The sequence below is a fragment of the Komagataeibacter diospyri genome, from assembly GCF_043995075.1.
Taxonomy (GTDB): Bacteria; Pseudomonadota; Alphaproteobacteria; order Acetobacterales; family Acetobacteraceae; genus Komagataeibacter; species Komagataeibacter diospyri.
In genome coordinates this window covers 719,473-740,973 of the sequence record NZ_CP171836.1, presented here as the reverse complement: position 1 = coordinate 740,973, position 21,501 = coordinate 719,473, and the positions used below count along the sequence as shown (strand labels likewise).

General features: G+C 57.9%; 16 protein-coding genes and 2 pseudogenes. 6 read left to right on the top strand and 12 right to left on the bottom strand.

The features are described from left to right. The first annotated feature begins 109 nt into the window (after nucleotides 1-109). Nucleotides 110-781, top strand: coding sequence for an EcsC family protein (locus ACE2AA_RS03350; protein WP_395371160.1), 672 nt, complete (start codon nucleotides 110-112; stop codon nucleotides 779-781). Here the strand turns inward: ACE2AA_RS03350 and ACE2AA_RS03345 are convergent. The 4 genes and pseudogenes from ACE2AA_RS03345 to ACE2AA_RS03330 form a co-directional block, all read right to left on the bottom strand. Beyond that, a pseudogene (locus ACE2AA_RS03345) lies at nucleotides 774-1,456 on the bottom strand (IS5 family transposase); the annotation flags it as partial. The gene ACE2AA_RS03350 and the pseudogene ACE2AA_RS03345 sit on opposite strands and share 8 nt — an antisense overlap. A 97-nt stretch (nucleotides 1,457-1,553) precedes the next feature. Further along, nucleotides 1,554-1,760 (bottom strand): annotated as a pseudogene (locus tag ACE2AA_RS03340) (IS3 family transposase); the annotation flags it as partial. Nucleotides 1,761-1,773: 13 nt separating this feature from the next. Beyond that, nucleotides 1,774-2,454: an NAD(P)H-binding protein gene (locus ACE2AA_RS03335; RefSeq protein ID WP_395371158.1), complete on the bottom strand. Its 681-nt coding sequence runs from the start codon at nucleotides 2,452-2,454 to the stop codon at nucleotides 1,774-1,776. Continuing rightward, the gene (locus ACE2AA_RS03330; RefSeq protein WP_395371155.1) at nucleotides 2,451-3,857 is read right to left on the bottom strand and encodes a coniferyl aldehyde dehydrogenase; all 1,407 of its coding nucleotides are present in this window, start codon (nucleotides 3,855-3,857) and stop codon (nucleotides 2,451-2,453) included. The genes ACE2AA_RS03335 and ACE2AA_RS03330 overlap by 4 nt, the downstream gene beginning before the upstream one ends. A 100-nt stretch (nucleotides 3,858-3,957) precedes the next feature. On the opposite strand from ACE2AA_RS03330, the gene ACE2AA_RS03325 reads away from it, so the two are divergent. After that, a complete protein-coding gene (locus ACE2AA_RS03325; RefSeq protein ID WP_395371153.1) occupies nucleotides 3,958-4,566 on the top strand; it encodes a TetR/AcrR family transcriptional regulator in 609 nt (202 codons plus the stop codon). Between the two features lie 186 nt (nucleotides 4,567-4,752). Here ACE2AA_RS03325 and ACE2AA_RS03320 read toward each other — a convergent pair whose 3' ends face one another. Then, entirely contained in the window at nucleotides 4,753-5,670 is a 918-nt protein-coding gene (locus ACE2AA_RS03320) for a LysR family transcriptional regulator (RefSeq protein ID WP_162515714.1), read from the bottom strand. Nucleotides 5,671-5,715: 45 nt separating this feature from the next. Here ACE2AA_RS03320 and ACE2AA_RS03315 point away from each other — a divergent pair, with 45 nt between their 5' ends. From ACE2AA_RS03315 to ACE2AA_RS03300, 4 genes are all read left to right on the top strand, one after another. Next, nucleotides 5,716-7,233 carry an LLM class flavin-dependent oxidoreductase gene (locus ACE2AA_RS03315; protein WP_395371150.1) on the top strand — a complete coding sequence of 506 codons (1,518 nt, stop codon included), beginning with the start codon at nucleotides 5,716-5,718 and terminating at the stop codon, nucleotides 7,231-7,233. After that, on the top strand, nucleotides 7,233-8,015 hold the full coding sequence (locus tag ACE2AA_RS03310) for a hydroxyethylthiazole kinase (RefSeq protein ID WP_395371148.1): 783 nt from the start codon (nucleotides 7,233-7,235) through the stop codon (nucleotides 8,013-8,015). Before ACE2AA_RS03315 ends, ACE2AA_RS03310 begins: the two co-directional genes overlap by 1 nt. Before the next feature lie 671 nt (nucleotides 8,016-8,686). Continuing rightward, on the top strand, nucleotides 8,687-11,035 hold the full coding sequence (locus ACE2AA_RS03305; RefSeq protein WP_395371146.1) for a TonB-dependent receptor domain-containing protein: 2,349 nt from the start codon (nucleotides 8,687-8,689) through the stop codon (nucleotides 11,033-11,035). Nucleotides 11,036-11,069: 34 nt separating this feature from the next. Further along, nucleotides 11,070-11,933, top strand: coding sequence for a sulfurtransferase (locus ACE2AA_RS03300; RefSeq protein WP_395371145.1), 864 nt, complete (start codon nucleotides 11,070-11,072; stop codon nucleotides 11,931-11,933). 324 nt (nucleotides 11,934-12,257) lie between these two features. On the opposite strand, the gene ACE2AA_RS03295 is transcribed toward ACE2AA_RS03300, so the two are convergent. The 7 genes from ACE2AA_RS03295 to ggt form a co-directional block, all read right to left on the bottom strand. Further along, a complete protein-coding gene (locus ACE2AA_RS03295) occupies nucleotides 12,258-12,776 on the bottom strand; it encodes a heme-binding protein (RefSeq protein ID WP_395372109.1) in 519 nt (172 codons plus the stop codon). Nucleotides 12,777-13,008: 232 nt separating this feature from the next. Next, nucleotides 13,009-14,073: an alkene reductase gene (locus tag ACE2AA_RS03290; protein WP_395371143.1), complete on the bottom strand. Its 1,065-nt coding sequence runs from the start codon at nucleotides 14,071-14,073 to the stop codon at nucleotides 13,009-13,011. A gap of 83 nt (nucleotides 14,074-14,156) precedes the next feature. Continuing rightward, nucleotides 14,157-14,657 carry a hypothetical protein gene (locus tag ACE2AA_RS03285; RefSeq protein ID WP_395371141.1) on the bottom strand — a complete coding sequence of 167 codons (501 nt, stop codon included), beginning with the start codon at nucleotides 14,655-14,657 and terminating at the stop codon, nucleotides 14,157-14,159. Nucleotides 14,658-14,820: 163 nt separating this feature from the next. Further along, the gene (locus ACE2AA_RS03280; RefSeq protein WP_395371139.1) at nucleotides 14,821-15,204 is read right to left on the bottom strand and encodes a hypothetical protein; all 384 of its coding nucleotides are present in this window, start codon (nucleotides 15,202-15,204) and stop codon (nucleotides 14,821-14,823) included. 301 nt (nucleotides 15,205-15,505) lie between these two features. Next, the gene (locus ACE2AA_RS03275) at nucleotides 15,506-16,498 is read right to left on the bottom strand and encodes a DUF4105 domain-containing protein (RefSeq protein WP_395372107.1); all 993 of its coding nucleotides are present in this window, start codon (nucleotides 16,496-16,498) and stop codon (nucleotides 15,506-15,508) included. A gap of 98 nt (nucleotides 16,499-16,596) precedes the next feature. Next, complete coding sequence (locus tag ACE2AA_RS03270; protein ID WP_395371138.1) at nucleotides 16,597-18,747, bottom strand: esterase/lipase family protein; 2,151 nt, start codon at nucleotides 18,745-18,747, stop codon at nucleotides 16,597-16,599. A 734-nt stretch (nucleotides 18,748-19,481) separates the two neighbouring features. Next, nucleotides 19,482-21,218, bottom strand: coding sequence for a gamma-glutamyltransferase (gene ggt / locus ACE2AA_RS03265; protein ID WP_395371137.1), 1,737 nt, complete (start codon nucleotides 21,216-21,218; stop codon nucleotides 19,482-19,484). Nucleotides 21,219-21,501: the final 283 nt, after the last annotated feature.

Below are 21,501 nucleotides of genomic sequence, written 5' to 3'. Positions count from 1 at the left end.
CGATCCATGGAAAAGGAACAGCCCAGCTGACCGGCATCGCATGGGGCATAAAACCATTTATTTTCCGGGCGTGTTTCCATAAGGATCAGTAAATTTTCACGGATGCATGATGACAGGCTTACACGGCAGTCTTGATCCCTCCCTTGCCCGCTTTATTGACTGGGCGTATCAGGCGTCCGTGGCTGGCATGGGGAAAACCGGATCGGCAGAAGACATGGCGCGGACCTGTCTTGCCCGCCATGGGGACGATCCGCAGCGGGCAGCGCACGCGTTGATCCGCAGGCAGAACCTCAAGGCCGCGACGGCGGGGTTCATCAGCGGCCTGGGCGGTCTGGCCACGCTCCCCCTTGCCCTGCCCGCCAATGTTGCGGGCGTGCTGTATGTGCAGGTCCGCATGATTACGGCCATCGCCGCCATGGGCGGGCATAATATCCGTGATGCGGACGTGAAAGCCGCGTGCCTGTCCTGTCTGACCGAAGTGGGGCTGGAGGAAATGGCCAAGAATATTGGCCTGTCCATTGCCGGATCTGCCGCCGTCAACAATATCGGCAGCCGCGTCGCGGCCGAAGCCAGGAAACATATCGCCCGCCACGCCCTGCATGCGGTCGCCGCACGGGGGCTGGCAGGCGGGGCGGCAGCGGCCATACCCGTACTGGGCGGCATGATTGGTGGGACATTCGACGGCCTGAAAACCAACCGCATCGGCCGCGCCGCCATCCAACAGTTCATTACACCACCCGACCCCACCCTTCTGTCGCCGCCAGGGCGTGTCGTCAGTTAGATCCGATGATAGCGGAGACGAGTTGCACTGCTGCACAGAAGATTGATTTCAGCTTGTCATAGCGTGTTGCAATGTCCCTGAACTGCTTCAGTCTGACGAAGAACCGCTCGATGATGTTTCGTTTTTCATAAATTGAAAAACGGGTTTTTCGTGGACAGATACGGTTTTTCCTTGGGGGGATAACCGGTGTGATCCCCCGCTCTTCGAGTTTTTCGATGAGGGGATCGGCGTCATAAGCCTTATCGGCGATGAAGGTCTCGGGATCGACTTCATCGAGCAATGACTCTGCTTCAGTGATGTCCGCCCTTTGCCCGGGTGTCAGGGAAAGAGCCACAGCCTTTCCCGCAGCATCGACAATGGCATGGATTTTGGTGGTCAGTCCGCCACGGGACCGTCCGATAGCTTGATCCGCGCCCCTTTTTTACGGGTGCCCGCACTATGCTGGTGAGCACGGACAATCGTGCTGTCCATCATCATGTATTCGTTGTCATGGTCAGCAGCCAGATGCCGGAAAATCCGTTCGATCACACCGCTTTCACACCAGCGATGCAGCCGCCGGTGCACGTTCTTCCAGTCCCCGAACCGGACAGGCTGGTCACGCCAGGGGATGCCAGCACGGTAACGATACAGCACGGCTTCGATAAACTGACAGTTATCCGCAGCCGTGCCACCGACCAGAAACAGGAAGAAAACATCACAGATCAAACGGGAGTACAAGCGGCATAATCCTCCCGCTTCACTGACGACACGTCCTAAGCTGCAGCAGCGCTGACGGGGCGGCAGACAGCGCCTTCCCAGAGAAGGTCGCCGCCATCCCCTCGATCGCCAGGCGCTTTCACTGGGCGATCATCGTCTGTTGCACGTCGTGCTTCGATGCCAGTTCCGCCAGTGTCAGCTCCTCACGGATCGCCTCCAGTACGACCCGTGATCTGAACTCCACCGCAGACCTCTTGCGCGTATAAAACCCGTCCTCTCTCAGGTCGGATTATAGCTTAATCACCTGTCCAAAAATCCGGGACCACCTCTATGCGACGCAGGTCCGTATTGTCATACGCCCGGCATCCGTCCCCCGCCTGCCCCACAAGCCTGACAATCGCCTTCGCGACGGTTTTCGCATCAATTGCACCGTATCTGGCGAGTCTGCCAACCATCAGCGGTGCCAGCACCGCCGCCAGTCGCTGGCCGATCGCCTCCATCGGCCGTGCTTCCGCACGGTAACCCAGCAGCATGCCGGGGCGTATGATGTCTACACGGCTGAAGCCGAGCGCCCTGATGCCGTGTTCGATCGCGCCTTTGGTCCTGAGGTAAAAACCGGGACCACCTGCCCCGACGGAGGACACGAGAATGAACTGACGCGCACCAAGCGCACGGGCTCCTCTGGCAAAAGCGACGACATAATCGTGATCAACACGGAACATGGCCGCCTGCGATCCTGCGGCACGAAGTGTCGTGCCCAGACAGGAAATTGCTGCGTCAGCGCCGGAAAGGGCCGCAGCATGTAATGTCGTTTCGGGCGCAGCGCACAGGCGTTCGAAATCCATGACATGATCAGCTTCACATGATTTCCGACGCGTCAGGCTGGTGACGACGGTGTCGGGGCGCGTGGCAAGGTCCGCATGGACAAAATGCCCGATGAGGCCGGTGCCACCGACAAGCAGCACTCGCGTTGTCATCGCAGGATCAGATTGGTGATGGCGTCGGTGAGTTTGCCGAAAGGCGGCTGAAGCAGCGTTGCTGCATTGAAACGACCCTGTTGGTACACACCACGGGCATGCGTGAGTGCGATGAAGCCTTCCCTGCCGTGATAGGCCCCGATGCCACTATCCCCAACCCCGCCAAACGGCAGGTCATCCTGCGCAATATGCAGCAGGGTGCCATTGATGGTGACGTTTCCTGAAACCGTGCTCTTCAACACTTTGTCGCGTTCAGTGCGGTTGTCGCCAAAATAATACAGGGCCAGAGGACGCGGCCGGGCGTTGATGAAAGCGATGGCTTCGTCCAGTGTGCGATAGGTCAGCACAGGCAGGACGGGGCCGAAAATTTCTTCCTGCATCACCGCCATCTGCGGTGTCACATTCAGCAGCAGCACGGGGGCCAGAACATGATCTGCAGCTGAGTTGCGCCCCAGCCGGATCACCCGTGCGCCCTGTGTTTCAGCATTGCCGATAAGACCGATCAGTCGCTCGTAATGATGCTGGTTTAGAATGGCGGTATAATCAGGTGACCCGACGTAACCGCCCGGATGCTGCTTTTTCACGGCCTCCTGCCAGGCCGAGGCAAAAGCGTCCCTGTCGTCTTCGTGAACCAGCACATAATCCGGTGCGATGCAGGTCTGCCCGGCATTGGTCAGCTTGCCGAACGCCACGCGGTCCGCCACCCGCTGCATGGAAAAACCGGGCTCGATCACCACCGGGGACTTTCCCCCCAGTTCAAGCGTGACCGGGGTCAGGTTGCGCGCCGCCGCCTCGGCTACCTTCTTTCCAACCGCCGTGCTGCCTGTAAACAGGATATGATCGAAGGGCAGCGCCGAGAACGCGGCTCCCACCTCGCCACCGCCCGTGACCACAGAAGCCTGTTCCGTCGGAAAAACGGCCTGAACGATCTCGCCAATCACCGCCGATGTGGCCGGCGTGAATTCCGACGGTTTGAGCATGGCCCGGTTGCCAGCTGCAATGGCTGTCGCCAGCGGCACGAGTGCCAGGGAGACCGGATAATTCCACGGTGCGATAATCCCCACGATGCCCACCGGCTGTCGGACCACCCAGGCGCGGCCGCACTGGAAATAGGCCGATACGTGACGGCGCTGCGGTTTCATCCAGTGTCCCAGATGCGCGATCATGTAATTGATCGACTGCACCAGCGGGATCAGTTCCACGATGGCGCTTTCCCGTTCCGACCGCTGGCCGAAATCCGTTTTCAGGGCGCCCAGGATGTCACTCCGCCGCTTCAGGATTTCGGCTTTCAGATGGCGCAGATCGGTCCGGCGCTGTTTCAGGTCGGGTGGCCCGGCATGCAGGAATGCAGCGCGCTGCTGATCAAGAATGCGGCGCAGGTCAGCGGGCGTAACATCGGACATCGTGCCCTCCATGTTTACAGGAGAAACTTATGCAGGCAGGATATGGAGCAGGACGATCTGGTGTCAATGAAAGTTTCTTTTGCAAACATAGGTCTCACGAATGAGTGAAATCAAGGACCGCCCCTACCATCACGGTAACCTGCGTCGTGCCCTGATCGATACGGCTATGGACATGCTGGCCGCAGATCAGAACTGGGCTTTCACCCTGCGGGAGGTGGCGCGGCGCACGGGTGTCAGCCACGCAGCCCCTTACAAGCATTTTCGTGATCGTGAGATGCTACTGCGGGAACTGGCCCGGATCGGGTTCATCAGGCTTGGGGAGAGCCTGACAGAGGCCATGTCGGTAGGCCTGCCTTCCATGCGCGCGCAATTCGTGGCCGCAGCGCAGGCCTGTATCGGGTTTGCCTGTCAAAATCCCGGCCTTTATCGCCTGATGTTCAGTGCCGATGCCGACAAGACGATAGACCCGCATCTACATGACGCGGCCATGAGTACCTTCGGGATTCTTCTGGGTCTTCTGGAACGCGGGCAACGTGACGGAAGCTTCCGGTCGGTTGCCGTCAGCGCCCTGGCGGCGGCCTGCTGGGCGCAGGTGCACGGTCTCGCCATGCTGGCGATCAACAATCAGCTGCTTGAAGAGAAGGTCGGGTCAGCTCCGGTCCCGGCCGCGCTGGACGTGTTGCTGGACGGCATGTGCCGCAACGACTGATCGGGCTACGACACGATGTCGGTTTTTTGGACCGCGTGATGCCTGCTTTGGCATCGGGCCTGTTCGCCATGCGCAAGGCTTAGGTGTGTAGTCTCCGGCACACCATAGCCGTTCACTGCTGTCCAATATGGCGCAATAGCCAAGCAGCAACAGGACTGTCTTCATCCCCGAGAAAAGGAACCGAATTCATTCGATCATCTTCAGGAAATGCGTCAGAACAGGATTGGACCTGCCTGCGCGCCAGACGACACCAATATCCCATGACAGTTCCTGCCCCGGAAGAGGCCGGATAACGATAGATCCAGTGTCTGCAGTAACTGTATCAATAGCTGACTTATGGATCAGAGCCATACCAATTCCCGCTGAAACCAGCGCAACAAGTGTCCAGATCGTGTTAACTCGATGAACAGATGCTGGAAAAAAATTATGCGCTGCGAAGAGTCGTTCAATCCTCTTATTCAGGTCTGGTGACAGTTCAGGACGCAACAGTATGTATGTCGATTCTTTGGGTAATAAATCATCGAATTCTTCAATGGTATGAGACCATTTGCGCGGGATCGCCAGGACCAGGGCATCACGGGTCAGTGGACGGGCTTCCAGATCTTCCTCCACCGGCAGGCGCATGAAACCGACATCAAGGTCGCCGCTACGGAGCTTTGCGATCTGGTCGTGGGACGGCGCATCATCGAGCGTAAAGGTCACATTAGGAAAACGGTTCTGGAAACGGGGCAGTAGTGACGCCATGATATCGACAACCGAAAGGTTGAATCCCAGGCTCAGATGGCCACATTCCCCCCGCGCTTCACGTATCCCGCTTCGCCATATCTTATCTGCATGATGCAGTAATGGCCTGACTTCAATCAGAAATCGCTGGCCGAAAGGCGTCAGGCTCGTACCCTGCCGACTGCGGTCAAAGAGCGCCGCGCCCAGCAGATCTTCCAGCCGTCGGATCTGCTTGGTCAATGATGGCTGCGACAGATGAAGCCGTGACGCGGCGCGCCCGAAATGACCTGTTTCACCAAGAACCACGAACGATCGCAGAAGCTCGAGATTGGCGTTCTGCATCCGATCGAGGGGTAGCAGTGGAGTGGAAGTGAAAGACATCTGCGAACATCCTTCCGCCGCAAACCGGGTCATGCGTGGGCCGTCATGCCCTTCGGCTATCACGATAGACAACAAGAGTTTATTTATTCAACAATTAATATGATTAATAATAGAAATCGTGAAAAATATAACGATTATATATCGCTAAATTTCATTCCAAAGATCAGTCTAGACAACAGGGATGTACATATGTCGATCAAGGGAAAGATTTGTCTCGCCGGTTTCCTGAATGCTGGCCCTCAGGGCACGGCGGGATGGCGCCAGCCGGGTGCCGCACCTGATTTTCTTTCAGCCGCTTATTATGCCCGGATCGCCCGAATGCTGGAAAATGCATGCTTTGACCTGATCTTCATTCCCGACGCGCTGGCTGTTCCCCGCAGCATGTCCGACAGCACTGCCCCCGCCATAAGCTGGGGCGCGGGCACGCCCAGACTGGACCCAATGGTCGCACTGGGGGCAATGGCGGGCGTAACCAGCCATATCGGGCTAGCGGCAACGATGTCCGCCAGTTTCAATGAGCCCTATAATATTGCGCGCTCCTTTGCCACTTTCGATCATCTGTCCAGTGGCCGGGCCGCATGGAACATCGTGACCAGTTTTCAGGATGCAGAAGCCCAGAATTTTGGCATGGACCGCCTGCCTTCACGGGAAAAACGCTATGACAGGGCAGAGGAAGTCCTGCAGGCGACGACACGCCTATGGGATAGCTGGGCTGATGACGCGCTCGTCGAAAACAGGGAGACGGGGCAGTTCGGAATACCGGAAAAAGTCTCAGACGTGTCCTACTGCGGCACTTACGTGCAGGTGCGTGGTCCGTTAGCTGTCCCGCGACCACCGCAAGGTTACCCTGTTCTCGTTCAGGCTGGCGCGTCATCGCGCGGGCGTGATTTTGCGGCCCGTTGGGCAGACGTGATCTTCTGCAGCCATGAATCCCTTGAATCGGCCATTGCTTTCTATACCGACATGAAATCCTTGGCTACCGCTTACGGACGCGATCCCGATCAGCTCAAAATCCTCTGCGCAACCTGCATTATTGTGGGGACGACCGAAGAAGACGCGCTGCGCAAAAAACAGATCGCCGAGGACCTCGTCCTGCCCGAAGCGGGCCTTTCACGCCTTGCCTACCATATCAATGTCGATTTGACGCAATATGATCTCGACAGTCCCCTGCCGCCTCTCGATGAGGTTGGCATTGATGGGCATTATCGCGAAATCGTTGAATTTGCACAGCGTGAGAACGCCACCCTGCGCCAACTGGGCAAATGGTATGGCGCGCGCAGTGAGGGCAACATGGTCGGCACTCCACAGCAGGTAGCCGATGCGATGATCAGATGGCAGGAACTGGGGGCGGCAGATGGCTTCATGATCATTCCAACCCATGTACCCGGTGCGTTTGAAGATATCATCGCACTGCTGCTGCCAGAATTACGACGACGAAATGTGGTGAGGACAGCATACGAAGGAACGACCCTGCGCAACCATCTGGGTCTGGCTCGACCAGCGCGCGGCGCATGGCGCGACCGGGTCCCGCAAAGTGCCGCCCGGATGAATGGAGTCCCCTGATGAAACATGTAACATGGGAACACGACAACGTCCGCCAGACTTGGCAAGCCCTACCCGTGCGCAAACCTTTCATCTATGGGCAGACCAATTATATCGCGGCGACCCTCAGCGCCAACGTCCTGCTGGCTGCTGGTGCCGTAACGGCGATTGGGGCGATTCCATCGGCTGTCGAAATTTTTGCCAGCAACGCTGACGCTATATGGATAAACGCAGCAGCACAGGTAACAGACCCGCCGGAGCAGCTTTTTGCTGCCGCACGCATCGCGCAGGACAAGAACATTCCATGGGTGCTAGACCCGGTCGCCATGGGGGCTGGGGCGGAGACCTATGACAACGTGATCCGGCAACTGCTGACCTACCGCCCGGCAGTCATTCGCGGCAACGCAAGCGAACTGATGGCACTGGCGGGGGGGGCTGGCGGCACAAAAGGTGTTGAGGCCACGCTCTCTCCCGCGGCTGCGCTGGCTGCCGCGCGCGACCTGGCCCGCCGTTCCGGTGCAGTGGTTGCGATCAGCGGCCCGGTTGATCACATTACGGATGGTACATCGGTCAGGCTGGTTCCGGGCGGCTCACCGATGCTGACACGTATCACGGGAGCCGGATGCAGTCTGGGAGCGCTGGTCGCTGCACTGCTTCGTGTTGCCGCGACACCATTGGAAGCAGCCACGGTTGCACACGCAGCTTATGCCATCGCAGCAGAACAGGCGGCTGAACGGGCCCGGGGGCCTGCATCCTTTACAATGGAATTCGTCGATGCGCTCTCATGTCTGGCTGATAATTGATATTGTGGTTCATCTGCCCATAATTGCCAAATTATAATGCAATCATCTATTTATTACTTATGTAATACGTTAAGAAAACAGGCAGGATACCATCAACACCGGGGGCTCCAGCGTATTCCGGAAGGGCTCCCGATATTGTCATGCCAGATTACCGGTAGGGAGCAGTTACCGCGACTGCCGCCGCCTTTTGCAGAATATGCCGGGGTTTGTGGATAGTATCGCATGAACAGGATGGCCGCGAAGGCAACCCCTCTTCTGCCCGTCAATGGCATTGAAGTCCATTGACACCCTACCAGTACCCTTGTCTACGCCACTGATATGCTGACCGGCCCGGCACACCAGCAGAGCGACGGATTCCATCGACCCGATCCGCGGAATTATTCGAAAAAAACGGGCTTTTGAACAGGCTTACCCACCACAAAACAGATATTCCGCGTCCGCAGCGGCGGAGCACGGCAATTGTCCGAATGAGTTCTGACACGAATATATGCACTTCATAATTCATGTCGACTATCAGCGTGCATAACAACAATCTATTTTAAAAAACTATTATGATCGTATTGTTTTGGGAGGGTTAATATATATCCACGGTATATTCCGTTGATTTATGCAGCCTATTATGAATTGCGGGACCATATCAGATGAAACAGACATATCGCCCGGGCACATTCTTGTTTTTCCTGTCCATTCTTGCCGTAGGGGAAACAAACGCCGAGACCATATCATCTCATCCCCAACCGTCACCGACCGCGCGCCCCAGCCCTGCCGGTAAAAAATCTGAATCGGATTCAACTGCCCGACCACATGCCGCCGTACATTCTGCAGACAGGGCTACGCCACAAAGTGAGAACGTCGTGGTCACTGCGATCCGGCATCAGGCAGGTGGCGCGCTCGAAGTCATAACCCAGAATTCCCTTGGTCATTATGCACCCGGCACCAACCCGATGCAGATGCTCAATCAGGTTCCGGGACTCAATTTTGTATCCGATGATGCATTGGGGAATGAAAGCTGGGGATCAAACCTCTGGATGCGCGGTTTTACACAGGCCCAGCTTGGCGTCACACTCGACGGCGTACCGCTTGGTGCCCAGGAATATAATACCTATAATGGACTACTGGCGAATTTTGCCATCACATCGGAGAATATTGACCATATTACCGTCTCGGACGGTGGCGGGATGGTCGCGACCCCTGCAACGACAAATCTTGGTGGTGCCATCCAGTATTTCTCCAGTGACCCTGCCGACCGTATGGGGGGAAAGGTTTCCCAGATGTTCGGAAGTCGCGACACGTTCCGGACCTTCGTACGGTTCGATAGTGGAAAATTAAATCCTTCCGGCACGAAATTCTATGTGTCCTATGTCCGATCCGACCAGAGCAGGTGGAAAGGCAGCGGTAATCAGTTCAATCAGCAGCTGAATGCGAAGCTTGTCCAGCCTGTCGGCGAATCAAGCCAGATATCTGCCTTCTTCGATTGGGATGAACAGGCCTATTTCTCTTACGCCGATCAGTCGCTGGATATCCTGTCCAGCCTGGGGCAGCGGAACGATTTTTATTATCCCAACTATACAGCGGCCTACCGCGCGGCTCAGGGTATCTTTCCCAAAAACTTGCAAAATTATCCGGGCGCTACGGATGTCTCCTATTATGACGGGGTTACGTTATCCAGCGAATATCTTGGTGGCCTGAATTTCGATTTCAAACTGAACAAGCATATCCGTTGGCTGACAACCGTGTATGGACATGGGTCCAGACAGTGGTCCACCTGGACTGACCCCTATCTGCCGTCGCCAAATGGCGCCCCCTTGTCCGAACTGGTCATCCAGCCACAGACCCGGCGTTTTGGCCTGACTTCCACCGTCAGATATCGGTTCGGCCGCCACCATTTTGAAAGTGGCGTCTGGTACGAAAACAATTCCAATTCCATTGGTGAATTCATGTATCAGGAACCCCTGCTGGGACAGGGCAGCCCGATCAATCCACTTGCCAACCGCTTCGGGACACCATTTCAGCAGAACTGGGGCATGCAATACAATACGAATACTTTCCAGTTCCATCTGGAAGATGTCTTCCAGATCCTGGCTTCACTTCGACTGCAGGCCGGATTCAAATCGCTGCTTGTCACGACACATGGGGGTGCCAAGGAAAACGATGCCGCCTATACCGGTCAGGCGATGCTGGCCAGTGGTTCACTGACATCGGCAGCCCCTGCCCTGCCACACTTCAATGCTTTGTGGACGTTTCTGCCGCATCATGAAGTCTATTTTGATATTTCAAAAAACATGCGGGCGTACGATTACGGCGCATATGAATATGGATCTGCCTGGGGCGTTACCAACCAGCAGACATTCCAGCAGATTCATAATAGACTCAAACCCGAAACGGACTGGGATTACACCATTGGCTATCGCTATGCTTCGAAGTTGCTCAGTGCCTCACTTGACCTTTACCATGTTGATTTTTCCAACCGCCTGCAATCCCTGACGTCGGGTTCGATCATCTCGCCAGTCTCGACCCTGATCAATGTCGGTAGCGTGACAATGAATGGTCTGGATGCCGCCCTGACTGTCCAGCCAGTTGCAGGATTATCAATTACAAACAGTATCAGCTACAATCATTCAGTTTATGGCCAGAACGTCGCCAGCAGCGGCGTTTCCTATGCGCTGAAGGGAAAGAAAGTCGTCAATTACCCTGAACTTATGTACAAGGCACGGATTTCATATACCTATCATGGGGCGGAAGCTTATTTTGACGCCAATTACATTTCCCGCCGTTATCTGAGTTACGTGAACGATACCTGGGTTCCCAGCTACTGGATGACAAATCTTGGCGCACGCTATCGTTTTGGGAATTATGGCCTGATACGGGACGTGACTGTTGGTTTCAACGTCTACAATCTGATCAATACAAAATATGTCGCACAGATGGGCGAAAACGGAAATCCGCTCAGCGGTGACTATCAGTCGATCATGTCGGGATCGCCACGATCTTATTTTGGTTCCATCAGTGCTGGTTTCTAATAACATCCCATATCGTGGAACAGGATCCGTCATCATGACACATACGACAAATAGTGATTTACCACTTCTTGTACCGGTTGACTGGCTGATGAGCAGGCTTGAAAGTCCTGACCTTGTAATTCTGGATGCCCGCGTCGTTCGCCAGGTGGAAACAGATGGCAGCGTAACCTATCAACCGGGTGAAGCATGTTTCCAGCATGGAGGACATATCCCCGGTGCGCGGTTTGCGGACCTGTTCAACGGCTTTTCCGCCCCCAGCGCCCGCTTTGCATTTACCTGTCCCGGCATTACCCAATTAGGGATAACCGCGCGAAAACTTGGCCTGCATCCACATAATCGAATAGTTATCTATGATGCCCTGACCGGCGCCTGGGCTGCGCGCATATGGTGGATTTTACGGGTATATGGTCATCAGAATGTGGCCGTACTGAACGGTGGCCTGACAGAATGGCAAAAACAGGGAGGATCCCTGGAATACGGCATCCCGGCTGATCCCAAGACCGGATCATGGATACCCACACCGATTGCACCGCGAAGTTTCACGTCATTTCCTGAAGTGGTCGATATTGTTCAGGGACGTAGACCGGCACATCTTATATGTGCCCTGACAATAACGAATTCAAATAGCGACGCACATTGCGCTCCCATACCGGGCAGCTACAACCTTCCATATCGTGGTCTGCTTGATGATGCCGGCAAGCTTGATCCCACAGCCATTAGACGTGAGACGGAGCGGCTCAATCTGAAAAAAGACGACGATATTGTTCTGTATTGTGGGGGCGGTATCAATGCAGCCGGATTGGCGCTCGGACTGGAACTTGAAGGTTTCAGACATATCGGCATTTTTGATGGATCACTGGAAGAATGGCATGCCAGGACCGGTCTGCATTCAACCTGATACCATTCGGGCTATCCCCTGTTGATGGGAATCATCAGGGTAAGGCGTGAATTGTACGGATGTACCGGGTGGGCAGGAATGTCCATTCTCGCTGGCTACCGCCCGGACCATGCCATCACATGCATGTCTTGTCGGGCAATAGACGAAAAATCCGGATACTCCTGCTAAATTTGTCGAAATCCCTTAATTAGGCTTTGAACCCGCCGCGCACATATGCACGCTTGTCCTGTTTCATGGCTGTCGGCATCCCGTCATATGCTGACAACAACCTGGTGCGCGGGTGTCACGCCACGGTGGTCGCATGCGGTCCGCCGGTGGGGCGCATTACTGGAAATCCGTGCGGTATTTCGCTACGGCAGCCTGTGCGCAGGCTTCGTCCTTTTCCCCGCCTGGCGCGCCGGACACGCCAATCCCGCCCAGCACGGCATGGTCCGACGCCCGGCGCAACGTGACCCCACCGGGCACGAACAGGACTTCGGGAATGGTATTCAGCGCCCCGTTGGCCGGTCCCGTCACCTTGGCCGCGATCAGCGCGCTGGTGGTATCCATGTTGAAGGCCATGCCATAGGAATAGGCCGTATAGGCCTTGCGATAGGACACCGACAGCGACTGCAACGGCACACTATCGCCCTTGATGACGGCCTGCTGGTGGCCTGTCGTATCCACCACGGTCGCGGTCACGGAATATCCCTGCTTCGCACACGCATCCACGGCCTCGATCGCCAGATGCGCCGCCGTCATCCAGTCCAGCTTGGGCGTCATGACCACATGCCCCTGCGCATGGGCAGGAATGCTGGCGCACAGTCCCCCTGCGACAAGGGCATGCAGCATGAACCGGTTCATATACATCATGCCTGTCCCTTCCCTGCAGCTGGCCGGCGACATGATGCAGAACGGGTAGAACGGCATGCAATCGCAAAAGCGGCTCCTCACATGATGGTGTTGGCAGCCGGGATATCGTGCAGATCATAAAGAAGTTTTTGGTGAAGCTTTTTTCAAAAAGCTTCGAAAGATGCTGCCCTTAAAAAAAAGGCAGCGTCCAAAAACTTTTGTTTTTATCGCTCAAACGGCAATATCAGTCTCCCGCCGCGCCCATGGTGGGATAGTCGATATAGCCTTCCGGCCCATGGGTGTAGAAGGTGGATGGGTCCGGTGGCGTAAGCTCCACGTCCGCGCGCAGACGTTCGGGCAGGTCGGGATTGGCGATGAAGGCCTGGCCAAAGGCCACGGCGTCGGCGCGTCCGGCCTCAATGGCTTTTTCGGCGCTGGCCCCGGTGAACTTTTCGTTGGCGATATACACGCCGCCAAACAGTTTCTTCAACTGCGGGCCAAGGCTGTCCGGCCCTTCGGCTTCACGCGCGCATATGAAGGCGATTCCGCGTCGACCCAGTTCGGTGGCGATATAGCCGAACGTTGCGGCGGGATTGGAATCCCCCATGTCATGCAGGTCGCAGCGCGGTGACAGATGCATTCCCACCCTGTCACTGCCCCACACGGCAGTGGCGGCGTCGGTCACTTCCAGCATTAGCCGCGCGCGGTTTTCGATTGATCCGCCATACTGGTCGGTGCGGTGGTTGGTGGAATCCTGCAGGAACTGGTCCAGCAGGTAACCGTTCGCGCCGTGGATTTCCACCCCATCAAACCCGGCCACCTTCGCCAGTTCCGCGCCATGGCGGAAGGCATCCACAATGCCTGGGATCTCTTCCGTGCGCAGGGGGCGGGGGGTGACGTAATCACGCATCGGCCGCAACAGGCTGACATGCCCCCTGGCCGCAATCGCGCTGGGGGCAACCGGGGCTTCCCCCTTCAGGAAATACGGGTCCGAAATTCGTCCGACATGCCACAGCTGCATGAAAATGCGCCCACCCACCGCGTGTACGGCAGATGTGATCTTCTTCCACCCTTCCGCCTGCGCATCTGTCCAGATGCCAGGGACGCCTTCGTACCCGATGCCCTGTGGCGTGACCGGCGTCGCTTCCGACAGGATCAGTCCCGCCAGCGCGCGCTGGGCATAGTATTCGGCCATCAGGTCGTTGGGAATATGCCCGGCACCTGCGCGCAGGCGCGTCAGCGGCGCCATGACAATGCGGTTGGGCAGGGTCAGCGCACCGACCTTGAGCGGCGTGAACAGGGTTGGCATGGGGCGTCTCCACGGTTCGTTCTGGCGCGGATGATGGGCCTATCATCGCCTGCCTGCAACCCGCATGCGCGACACTGGCCGCATTACGGGCATGCGCCCGCCTTTTTCAGCAGCACATCCCGTTTTCTGCAGGTTTCCACCGCTCCGTCGCCCAGCCCGGTGCGATAGAATATCTGCGTGTGGCCGGGATCGTTCATTTCAAACGTAATGCCGGCCTCGCGGCTCTTGCGCTGGTTACGGATGCTGGACAATGCGGTTTCGCACGCAGTGATCGTGCCGATCCTCCCGCCATCCCAGAATTCATATCTCTGCTTTTCCTCACTTTCAGGAACGTCAAACAGCACATCTGCGATTTCATCAGGGCACGCGATGACATGATCCCCCTTCTCCATAATCATGATTTCATGACCATCAAACATCAGCGCATTGGGGTAGTTATCGGTCAGGGTGCATTCACCGGTGATGATCGGATGTTTCATCAGCGGCTGCAGGCGTTCTTCAATCAGGGTGTTGAAGTATCTGTCCGGCCGGGCAGCCTGTATCCGAGCGTTGATGACGGGCCTGCGGATAATCAGGCCCCGCAAGCAGGCCAAAGGCAATATAGGACGCCGAGACCAGCATGAAAGCATGGGCGACAGGCCCCGTACCCCTTTTATCATCATTATTATGGATAGGATGGGCAAGGCAATCAGGTAATGAAACGTAATAACCATGATCATAAGTTTGGATCTGGTGCGGTATGCGATATCACCGTCCAGTCTGGTATGGATCGTTATTTGTCTCCAGGAATATGGATGATGTCCACAGCTTGGCGTTTACAAGGAACGCAGGCAGTGCCCAGAAAAACGCGGACATGAACACGATACTGTTGCTTGCGAACAGGTCCTTGAAGGCTTCCCATCCCGCCTTGGTAAACAGGAACAGTAGGGAACTGATCGTGTACATCGCGATGGTCATGACTGTCGTGAATGGATGCAACAGTCGGCTCGGCTGTGTGATGACGGTAATCATCAGGCCTTCGAACACAAACGCTATGACGAAGCTTTTTGCCACGAAGTCCGGACCGAACATCTGGCCAAGTTCACGATAGTAATTTTTCACCTTTATCAGGAAATTCGCCGGGCGCTCCATATTATAAATCGTAATGAACAAAAGCGTATGGCATTTTTTGTTACCACCCGGTCCATAAATGGCGGGCAGGTTTTTCCACTTTGCAGCATTAATTTGTACATATTTGTCTAAACCGACGCGTACGCACCCCCGCCTACCTGTCACGGCATGCCGATAACAGGCCCGTCCGGACGTTCTATGGTTTCGCACCGATAAGCAGGGGCCATGTCCGTGCCCCTCACATCAGGAATAGGCGGGAATGCCGCATGTAGAACCACGGGGCCGTACCGCCCATGGCGCGCGGTGGCCCCCGGCCTCGGGGTCAGGGCTGCGGTCTCTCCGGCGGAGGCAGATCTGCACGGATGGCGGCGGAATAGTCGGGACCGATCACTGCATCCTGTGAGCGGTGGATGCGGCTTGCGTCATGCACCGCTGCAAAACCGGGATAACGTTTCGGATCATACGGGCCCAGCAGATCCATATCATACGCCATGGCCGCCGTATGACCGCTGAGGATCACGCGCCAGTCAAACCGGTACCGCAGCCGCGCGCCCGCACGCGCCAGTATGCCAGTGGTACAGTTGTCGGTCAGGGTGTTGTACCATACCGGGCGGTAGATGATGTCATGGATCGCGCCAACGTAGCTGAGGAACAGGCGCTGGCGCACTTCGGGCGCGATGTTCAGGCGGTACAGGTACACCCGTTCCCGCCGGACGTCAGTGCGCACGCCGATCAGGTCACGTTCATCGGCGGTGACGTAGAACAGTTCGTAATGATGGAAGAACCCGGCAATGGTAGAATAGGGGAAACGGGCCTGCCTGCGTGTTTCGATGGACATGGCGAGATGCTTGCCATCGGAAAACCCGAAGCTGAGAAACACATGCGCAATCGCCTCCCCCGCCCAGTAGGAGGTCACAAGGTCCACGCTGTCCAGCCGGTTAAGGTCATACGTCGCGTCATACCATGCCGGAATGTAATCGGTTTCGGTGCGATAGCGGAAATTGCGCACGTTTCGGACATGCACCACATCCCCCACCCGCCATGCATCGGCCGGGACGGCGTATTCACCCGCCCAGACCCGGTCGTTGCGCGGCGGGTCGGTCACGTACCAGATCGCCAGCGCGCTCACCGTCATCACCCGCACCGGAAAGATCAGGCCCGTCGGGCGTAGCCAGCGCGCGCAAACCATGATGGCGGGAAACGCCATCGACAGCCCCAGCCGCAGTGCATCAGGTTCAACGGTGGAATAATACAGCGCTCCCACACCCGGCAGCAGGGCCGCCCCCTGTAACGCACGGGTGCCCCAGTACCACATCCGATGCCACCCGCACGGCCTGGCGGGACGGTCGGGTGGCCCATGTGACGCATGCCCACCTGTCCCATTGATGGCTGCATCCTGTCCATGTGGGCATGTCATGGCCGCGCCACCACGGTCCGCCGCGTATGGCGGGGTGTGCCGGGGGCTGCCGCCGGGGGCATGTCCCGCAGCGGGTTCTGGGCCAGCTGCAGCAGCAGGATGCGCTGGACCTCGGCTATGGTGGCGGGGTTGGACTGGGTGGAGTGTTCGGAATTACGGACCACCAGTTCGGACTGCACGTCGGGGATGTGCGCGCTTTCATAAGTTACCACCCCATCATCGGCATGGGCCAGGTCGCGCGGGTTGCCACAGACGGGAATGATGGAATTGGCCTGCACATCGGGGGCCATGGGTATGGTGGGCAACGTACGCATGAACGCGCTGCGGGGTGACATGGCGTACACACTGCCCAGCCGCAGCACGCGGTTGTTCAGGTGCGTGCTGTCCCCTGCCCCGGTCACGATGTCGCGCGCGGTTTCGGTCACGCGCACCGGCAGGCTGACCATGCTGCCGACCAGGCGTGCGATGGACATGGCCGCAAGGTAGCTGCCATGCTGCGGGGTGGAAATGAACACCACGCGCTGGATTTCGGGCATGGCGGTGGGAAACATGGTTTCGCGCACCAGGTCGCGCGTGCTGTCGTTCAGATGGAACGAGGACAGTGGCCGTCCGGCCGTGCCGTCCCACAGCCGGTCACCGGGGTTGATGACCAGCATGCGCGCCAGCAGCCCGCCCTGGCTGTGTCCCACCAGCGTGATATGTCCCAGCGCCGGGTCCGCCTTCACCCCGCCCAGACTGTCCACTGCCTGCGTGATCGCATGCCGCAGCTGCCATGCCGAATACGGGATGGGGTTGGATGTGGCGTAGGAGAAGAACCAGAAATCGAAATGGTCACGGATACGCCGGTCTTCCAGCAGGTCATTGACCATAATGGCCCAGCGGTACGGGCTGGACGCGGTGCCGTGTATGAACACCACCGGCATGTTGCCGTGGCGGTGCGGCGTCATGGCGATCAGGCGCGGGCGCGTGCCGTCATAGGTCGTGCCGTCAAAGAAACCGCGATATTCCTTTGTCCACAGCGCGGTATCCACCAGGCTGAGCGCACGGGCGGCGGTCTGGTCATATTCGGCGGGCACGCGGGCATGGCCGATGGGGGTGTCCGGGCTTTCATCCATCACCCGCAGCACCAGCCGCCCGGTCAGGTGCATACCCAGCACCTGCGCACGCGGGTCGTCTATTTCCAGTAGCAGGCTGGCAGGCACGCGCAGTCTGTCCGATACGCTGAAGCTGCCATCACCTGTGGTGCTGGCTCCGCTGCCTGTGGGGTCGCCGCTGGTGCGGGTGTCGCCGTCATGCGGCGCGGGGGTGGCGATGGCGCGCAGGGCATCGTCATGCGCGGGGCCGGTCAGGTCGGCCACGGCGGAAGGCTGGGTCAGGTGTTTCGCGTCATGCGGGACAGAGGGCGCGGATGGCGGCGGCGCGAATGCAGGATCGGGACGGGCCAGCGCGGTCAGGGGTTCACCCAGCCCAGGGGTGCGATAGACATTGGGTATGCCGCCAACCCCCAGCGTCGCCGTGGGCTGCAGGCGTTCCAGCAGCCGCCCGTGCCAGCGCAGCTGCGCGGGGTCGGCATCCAGCACGATATCACCAAACGGCAGGACGCGGGTCTGCGCCGTGATATTGACCGGGGCAGGAAAGGCCGCTGTCAGCCCAAGGTTGTACAGGTCGCATGCCTGTCGGAAACGTTCATCATACGGGCTGGGGCTGTCCGCCTGCCCGGGCTGGAGGAAGGCATAGGCATAGACCGCCGCCGCAAGAAAATCCTGCACATGGTGGTGGCGCAGGCCCTGACGGTAGCTGAGTTCCGCCAGCGCGAACAGCACGTCGGCCTCATCATCATGGTCCTTCGCCTGCGTGCGCAGGGTTGCGATGGCCCGGTCAGGATCACTGCGCCATGCGGGCAGCAACCCGTGGCGGCGCAGCACGATCATCGTATCATCGCCCGGTCTGCCACCCTGCAATGCAGTGCGCGCGCTGTCACGATAGCTGTGAACCAGCGACACATGCCGTACTGTAACCGGCCCCGCGCACCCGGCCAGCAGCACAAGCGCCATTACAATCCCGCCGCGTGCGGCATGGCCCGTATGGACAGGACGGCGTGTGCTGCGTGCCGGCGCGTGCCGGGCGCCCGTGGGGGTGCGTGTCATGCCGCAGGTTAAGCACCTGTTGATGCATCGCGCAATGCGCTGGCGGCCCCGGTATGGGTGGCGGATGGTGGAGGTTGCCGGGGGTGACTGCCTGCGCATACAAGCAGACGGACAGCAATCGCCTTCTTTTCGGAAACACAATTCGACAATACTACGTTCCGAAAGCAGACTTGAGCAACTTGTAAAAATTACAGAATAAACAGAAAAATTCTGATCGGTTATACGATTTAAGGCATGTATAACGTATAGGTTCTCATTTATACTTTCGATAGTTACTGACTTTTTTCAAAAAGGCAGCATTTCTTGACGCGTTCTGAAAAAAGCTTCACCACAAAACTTCCTTATGATTGCAGGATGCTTCCTGGACTGACTTTTCAGACTGTTTCGTGGCGTTTCTTCCGTGTACGGATTTATGATCTGGTAAAGCACGGTGCACAGTAGCCCCCATTTATTCTGTCAGCCAGCCTACAGCCATCCCTGCATTCGGAGCCGGATTGGCCCGCAGGCATGTGACGGCATGTCGGAATGGTGAGCTATCGGCTGTGTCTGTCTATATACGGATATGTAGTCAGCGACACATGACAAAGGGATTCCTGCTCAAGATCGCATGAAACTTCCTTATCAGACAGGGAGTTATGCGCAGCTTTCAGGGCCTGTCGCCGCACCGGGATCGCCATTCCGGTGCGGCCGGGGTCACTCTGTATTACCAATGCGCCATGTAAATGCGGGGTCGCCTAATACCCTACGGCTGCGCCATCCTTGCGGTGGTCGGACGCACCGCGATACACGCCCGAATGGGGGTCGATCATGATTGCCTGATAACCGCCCATGATCAGGCCGTTGCCTTCATCCACTTCATGCCCCATTTCCTTCAGCGCGGGGCCGACAGCCTGATACAGTCCGGATTCCAGCACGACATGGTTGCTGGACTGTGAATGAGAAAACCGTGCGGCGTCGGATGCGGCCTGTGGGTTGGCTCCGAGGTCGAGCATGTTTTCCAGCACCTGCAACTGTCCCTGCGCCTGCTGGTCGCCATACATCACGCCGAGGCTGAGGAACGGCCTGCCCCCCTTCAGCACAAAGCCGGGAATGATCGTATAGAACGGCCGCTTGCCCGGGGCGATGACATTGGGGCTTTTTTCATCAAGACTGAACTGCGCGCCACGGTTGTTGAGCAGGAAGCCATAGCCGGGCACGGTTACGCCAGAGCCGAATTCGTCATAGACACTGAATATGAGCGAGACGACATTGCCCTCGCGGTCAGCCGTGGTCAGGTACACGGTGCCCCCCACCGGGTCGCGATCCGCCGTAATGGTAGAGGCATGGCGCGGGTTGATCCGGGGACATTGTGACCGGGCATAGGCCTTGCTGGTCAGTTTCGTGGTCGGCACGGACACGAAGTCCGGATCCCCGACATACTGCCGCAGATCGGCATAGGCGATTTTCTTCGCTTCGATCAGCAGGTGCCAGAACAGTGGGGAACGTGGCCCCTCCCCGCGCGGATTGATCCCGATTTTGGGCCCGCACTGTTCAACGATATTCAGGGCCTCCAGCACGGCAACGCCCTGTGTGCTGGGTGGCATTTCATAAATGTCGTACCCACGATAGGACGTGGTCAGCGGCCTGACCCATTGCGGTCTGACCCGGTCGAAATCCGCGGGCGTGAATGTGCCGCCCAGCGCCTGTGATTTCTTCACGATGGCATCCGCGATCGGTCCCCGGTAGAAGGCATTAGCCCCCCCGGTTTCCAGCAGGCGCAATGCACGGGCCAGATCGGGGTTGCGGAATACACCATACAGTCCCGGTGGTCTGCCATGCGGCAGGTAAACCGACGCCGTATCGTGATCCTTGCCCAGCAGGCTGGCATATTCCTCCCACTCGGCTTCCACCCTTTCGGTCACGCCAAACCCGTCTTCCGCCAGGCGGGCGGCGGGTTCCAGCGTGTCACGGAACGACATGGTGCCATAACGGGCCCGGATGGCGTCCCACCCGGCCACGGTGCCGGGCACTACGGCGGCTTCAATGCCTGTGTACGGAACTTCCTTCAGGCCCCGGCTGCTAAAACGTTCCGGCGTCGCTCCCGATGGCGCATGCCCGGCGGAATCCAGCGCGACAAGTCGATGTTCCTTTGCCACCCACGCGATCATGAACAGGTCGCCCCCGATCCCGGCGGATTCCGGTTCGACCACGTTGATGGCGGCGGCGGTGGCGATCGCTGCGTCAAAGGCATTACCACCGCGTTTAAGGATATCCAGCCCGATATCCGCCGCCAGTGGCTGGCTGGTCGCCACCATGCCATGCGTACCCAGCACCTCGGACCGCGTCTGTCCGGTCCATCCATAGCCCCGGTCCCCGCGCAGGGGATTGAAGGGGGCTACGGTCTGCGTATGCGCTGGTGCGGCATGCACATATCCCGGCAAAACGGCAGTGCAGGCCAGCAGCACTGAAAACGCGACGGTGGGCAGTTTCATGCCACCTGCCCTTCGCCTGCACCGCGCGGAACTGACCGGCATGCTCCGGCCGGAACGAAAACCCTGCATGCCGGTATCCCTTTCTGTATGCGTATCCATGCGACCTTCAGCTTTTGTGGTGACAGGCCGGGACAGGGAAACCATGCCCAGACCGGCTGTCGCCCCATATATATCATTTTTTTTTAATAACGAAATATCGAGGCGGCATCAGGCCAGCGGAATGCCATGCATGTGGATCGACTGTTTTCAGCGGGCACATGCCCTGCCGTGGCATTGCGCCGGA

Excerpts from the sequence above, each read along its gene's own strand:
- ACE2AA_RS03350 (WP_395371160.1), top strand. The coding sequence starts at position 110 with ATGACAGGCTTACACGGCAGTCTTGATCCCTCCCTTGCCCGCTTTATT.
- ACE2AA_RS03335 (WP_395371158.1), bottom strand. The coding sequence starts at position 2,454 with ATGACAACGCGAGTGCTGCTTGTCGGTGGCACCGGCCTCATCGGGCAT.
- ACE2AA_RS03330 (WP_395371155.1), bottom strand. The coding sequence starts at position 3,857 with ATGTCCGATGTTACGCCCGCTGACCTGCGCCGCATTCTTGATCAGCAG.
- ACE2AA_RS03325 (WP_395371153.1), top strand. The coding sequence starts at position 3,958 with ATGAGTGAAATCAAGGACCGCCCCTACCATCACGGTAACCTGCGTCGT.
- ACE2AA_RS03320 (WP_162515714.1), bottom strand. The coding sequence starts at position 5,670 with ATGTCTTTCACTTCCACTCCACTGCTACCCCTCGATCGGATGCAGAAC.
- ACE2AA_RS03315 (WP_395371150.1), top strand. The coding sequence starts at position 5,716 with ATGCCCTTCGGCTATCACGATAGACAACAAGAGTTTATTTATTCAACA.
- ACE2AA_RS03310 (WP_395371148.1), top strand. The coding sequence starts at position 7,233 with ATGAAACATGTAACATGGGAACACGACAACGTCCGCCAGACTTGGCAA.
- ACE2AA_RS03300 (WP_395371145.1), top strand. The coding sequence starts at position 11,070 with ATGACACATACGACAAATAGTGATTTACCACTTCTTGTACCGGTTGAC.
- ACE2AA_RS03295 (WP_395372109.1), bottom strand. The coding sequence starts at position 12,776 with ATGAACCGGTTCATGCTGCATGCCCTTGTCGCAGGGGGACTGTGCGCC.
- ACE2AA_RS03290 (WP_395371143.1), bottom strand. The coding sequence starts at position 14,073 with ATGCCAACCCTGTTCACGCCGCTCAAGGTCGGTGCGCTGACCCTGCCC.
- ACE2AA_RS03280 (WP_395371139.1), bottom strand. The coding sequence starts at position 15,204 with ATGGAGCGCCCGGCGAATTTCCTGATAAAGGTGAAAAATTACTATCGT.
- ACE2AA_RS03275 (WP_395372107.1), bottom strand. The coding sequence starts at position 16,498 with ATGTGGTACTGGGGCACCCGTGCGTTACAGGGGGCGGCCCTGCTGCCG.
- ACE2AA_RS03270 (WP_395371138.1), bottom strand. The coding sequence starts at position 18,747 with ATGACACGCACCCCCACGGGCGCCCGGCACGCGCCGGCACGCAGCACA.
- ggt (WP_395371137.1), bottom strand. The coding sequence starts at position 21,218 with ATGAAACTGCCCACCGTCGCGTTTTCAGTGCTGCTGGCCTGCACTGCC.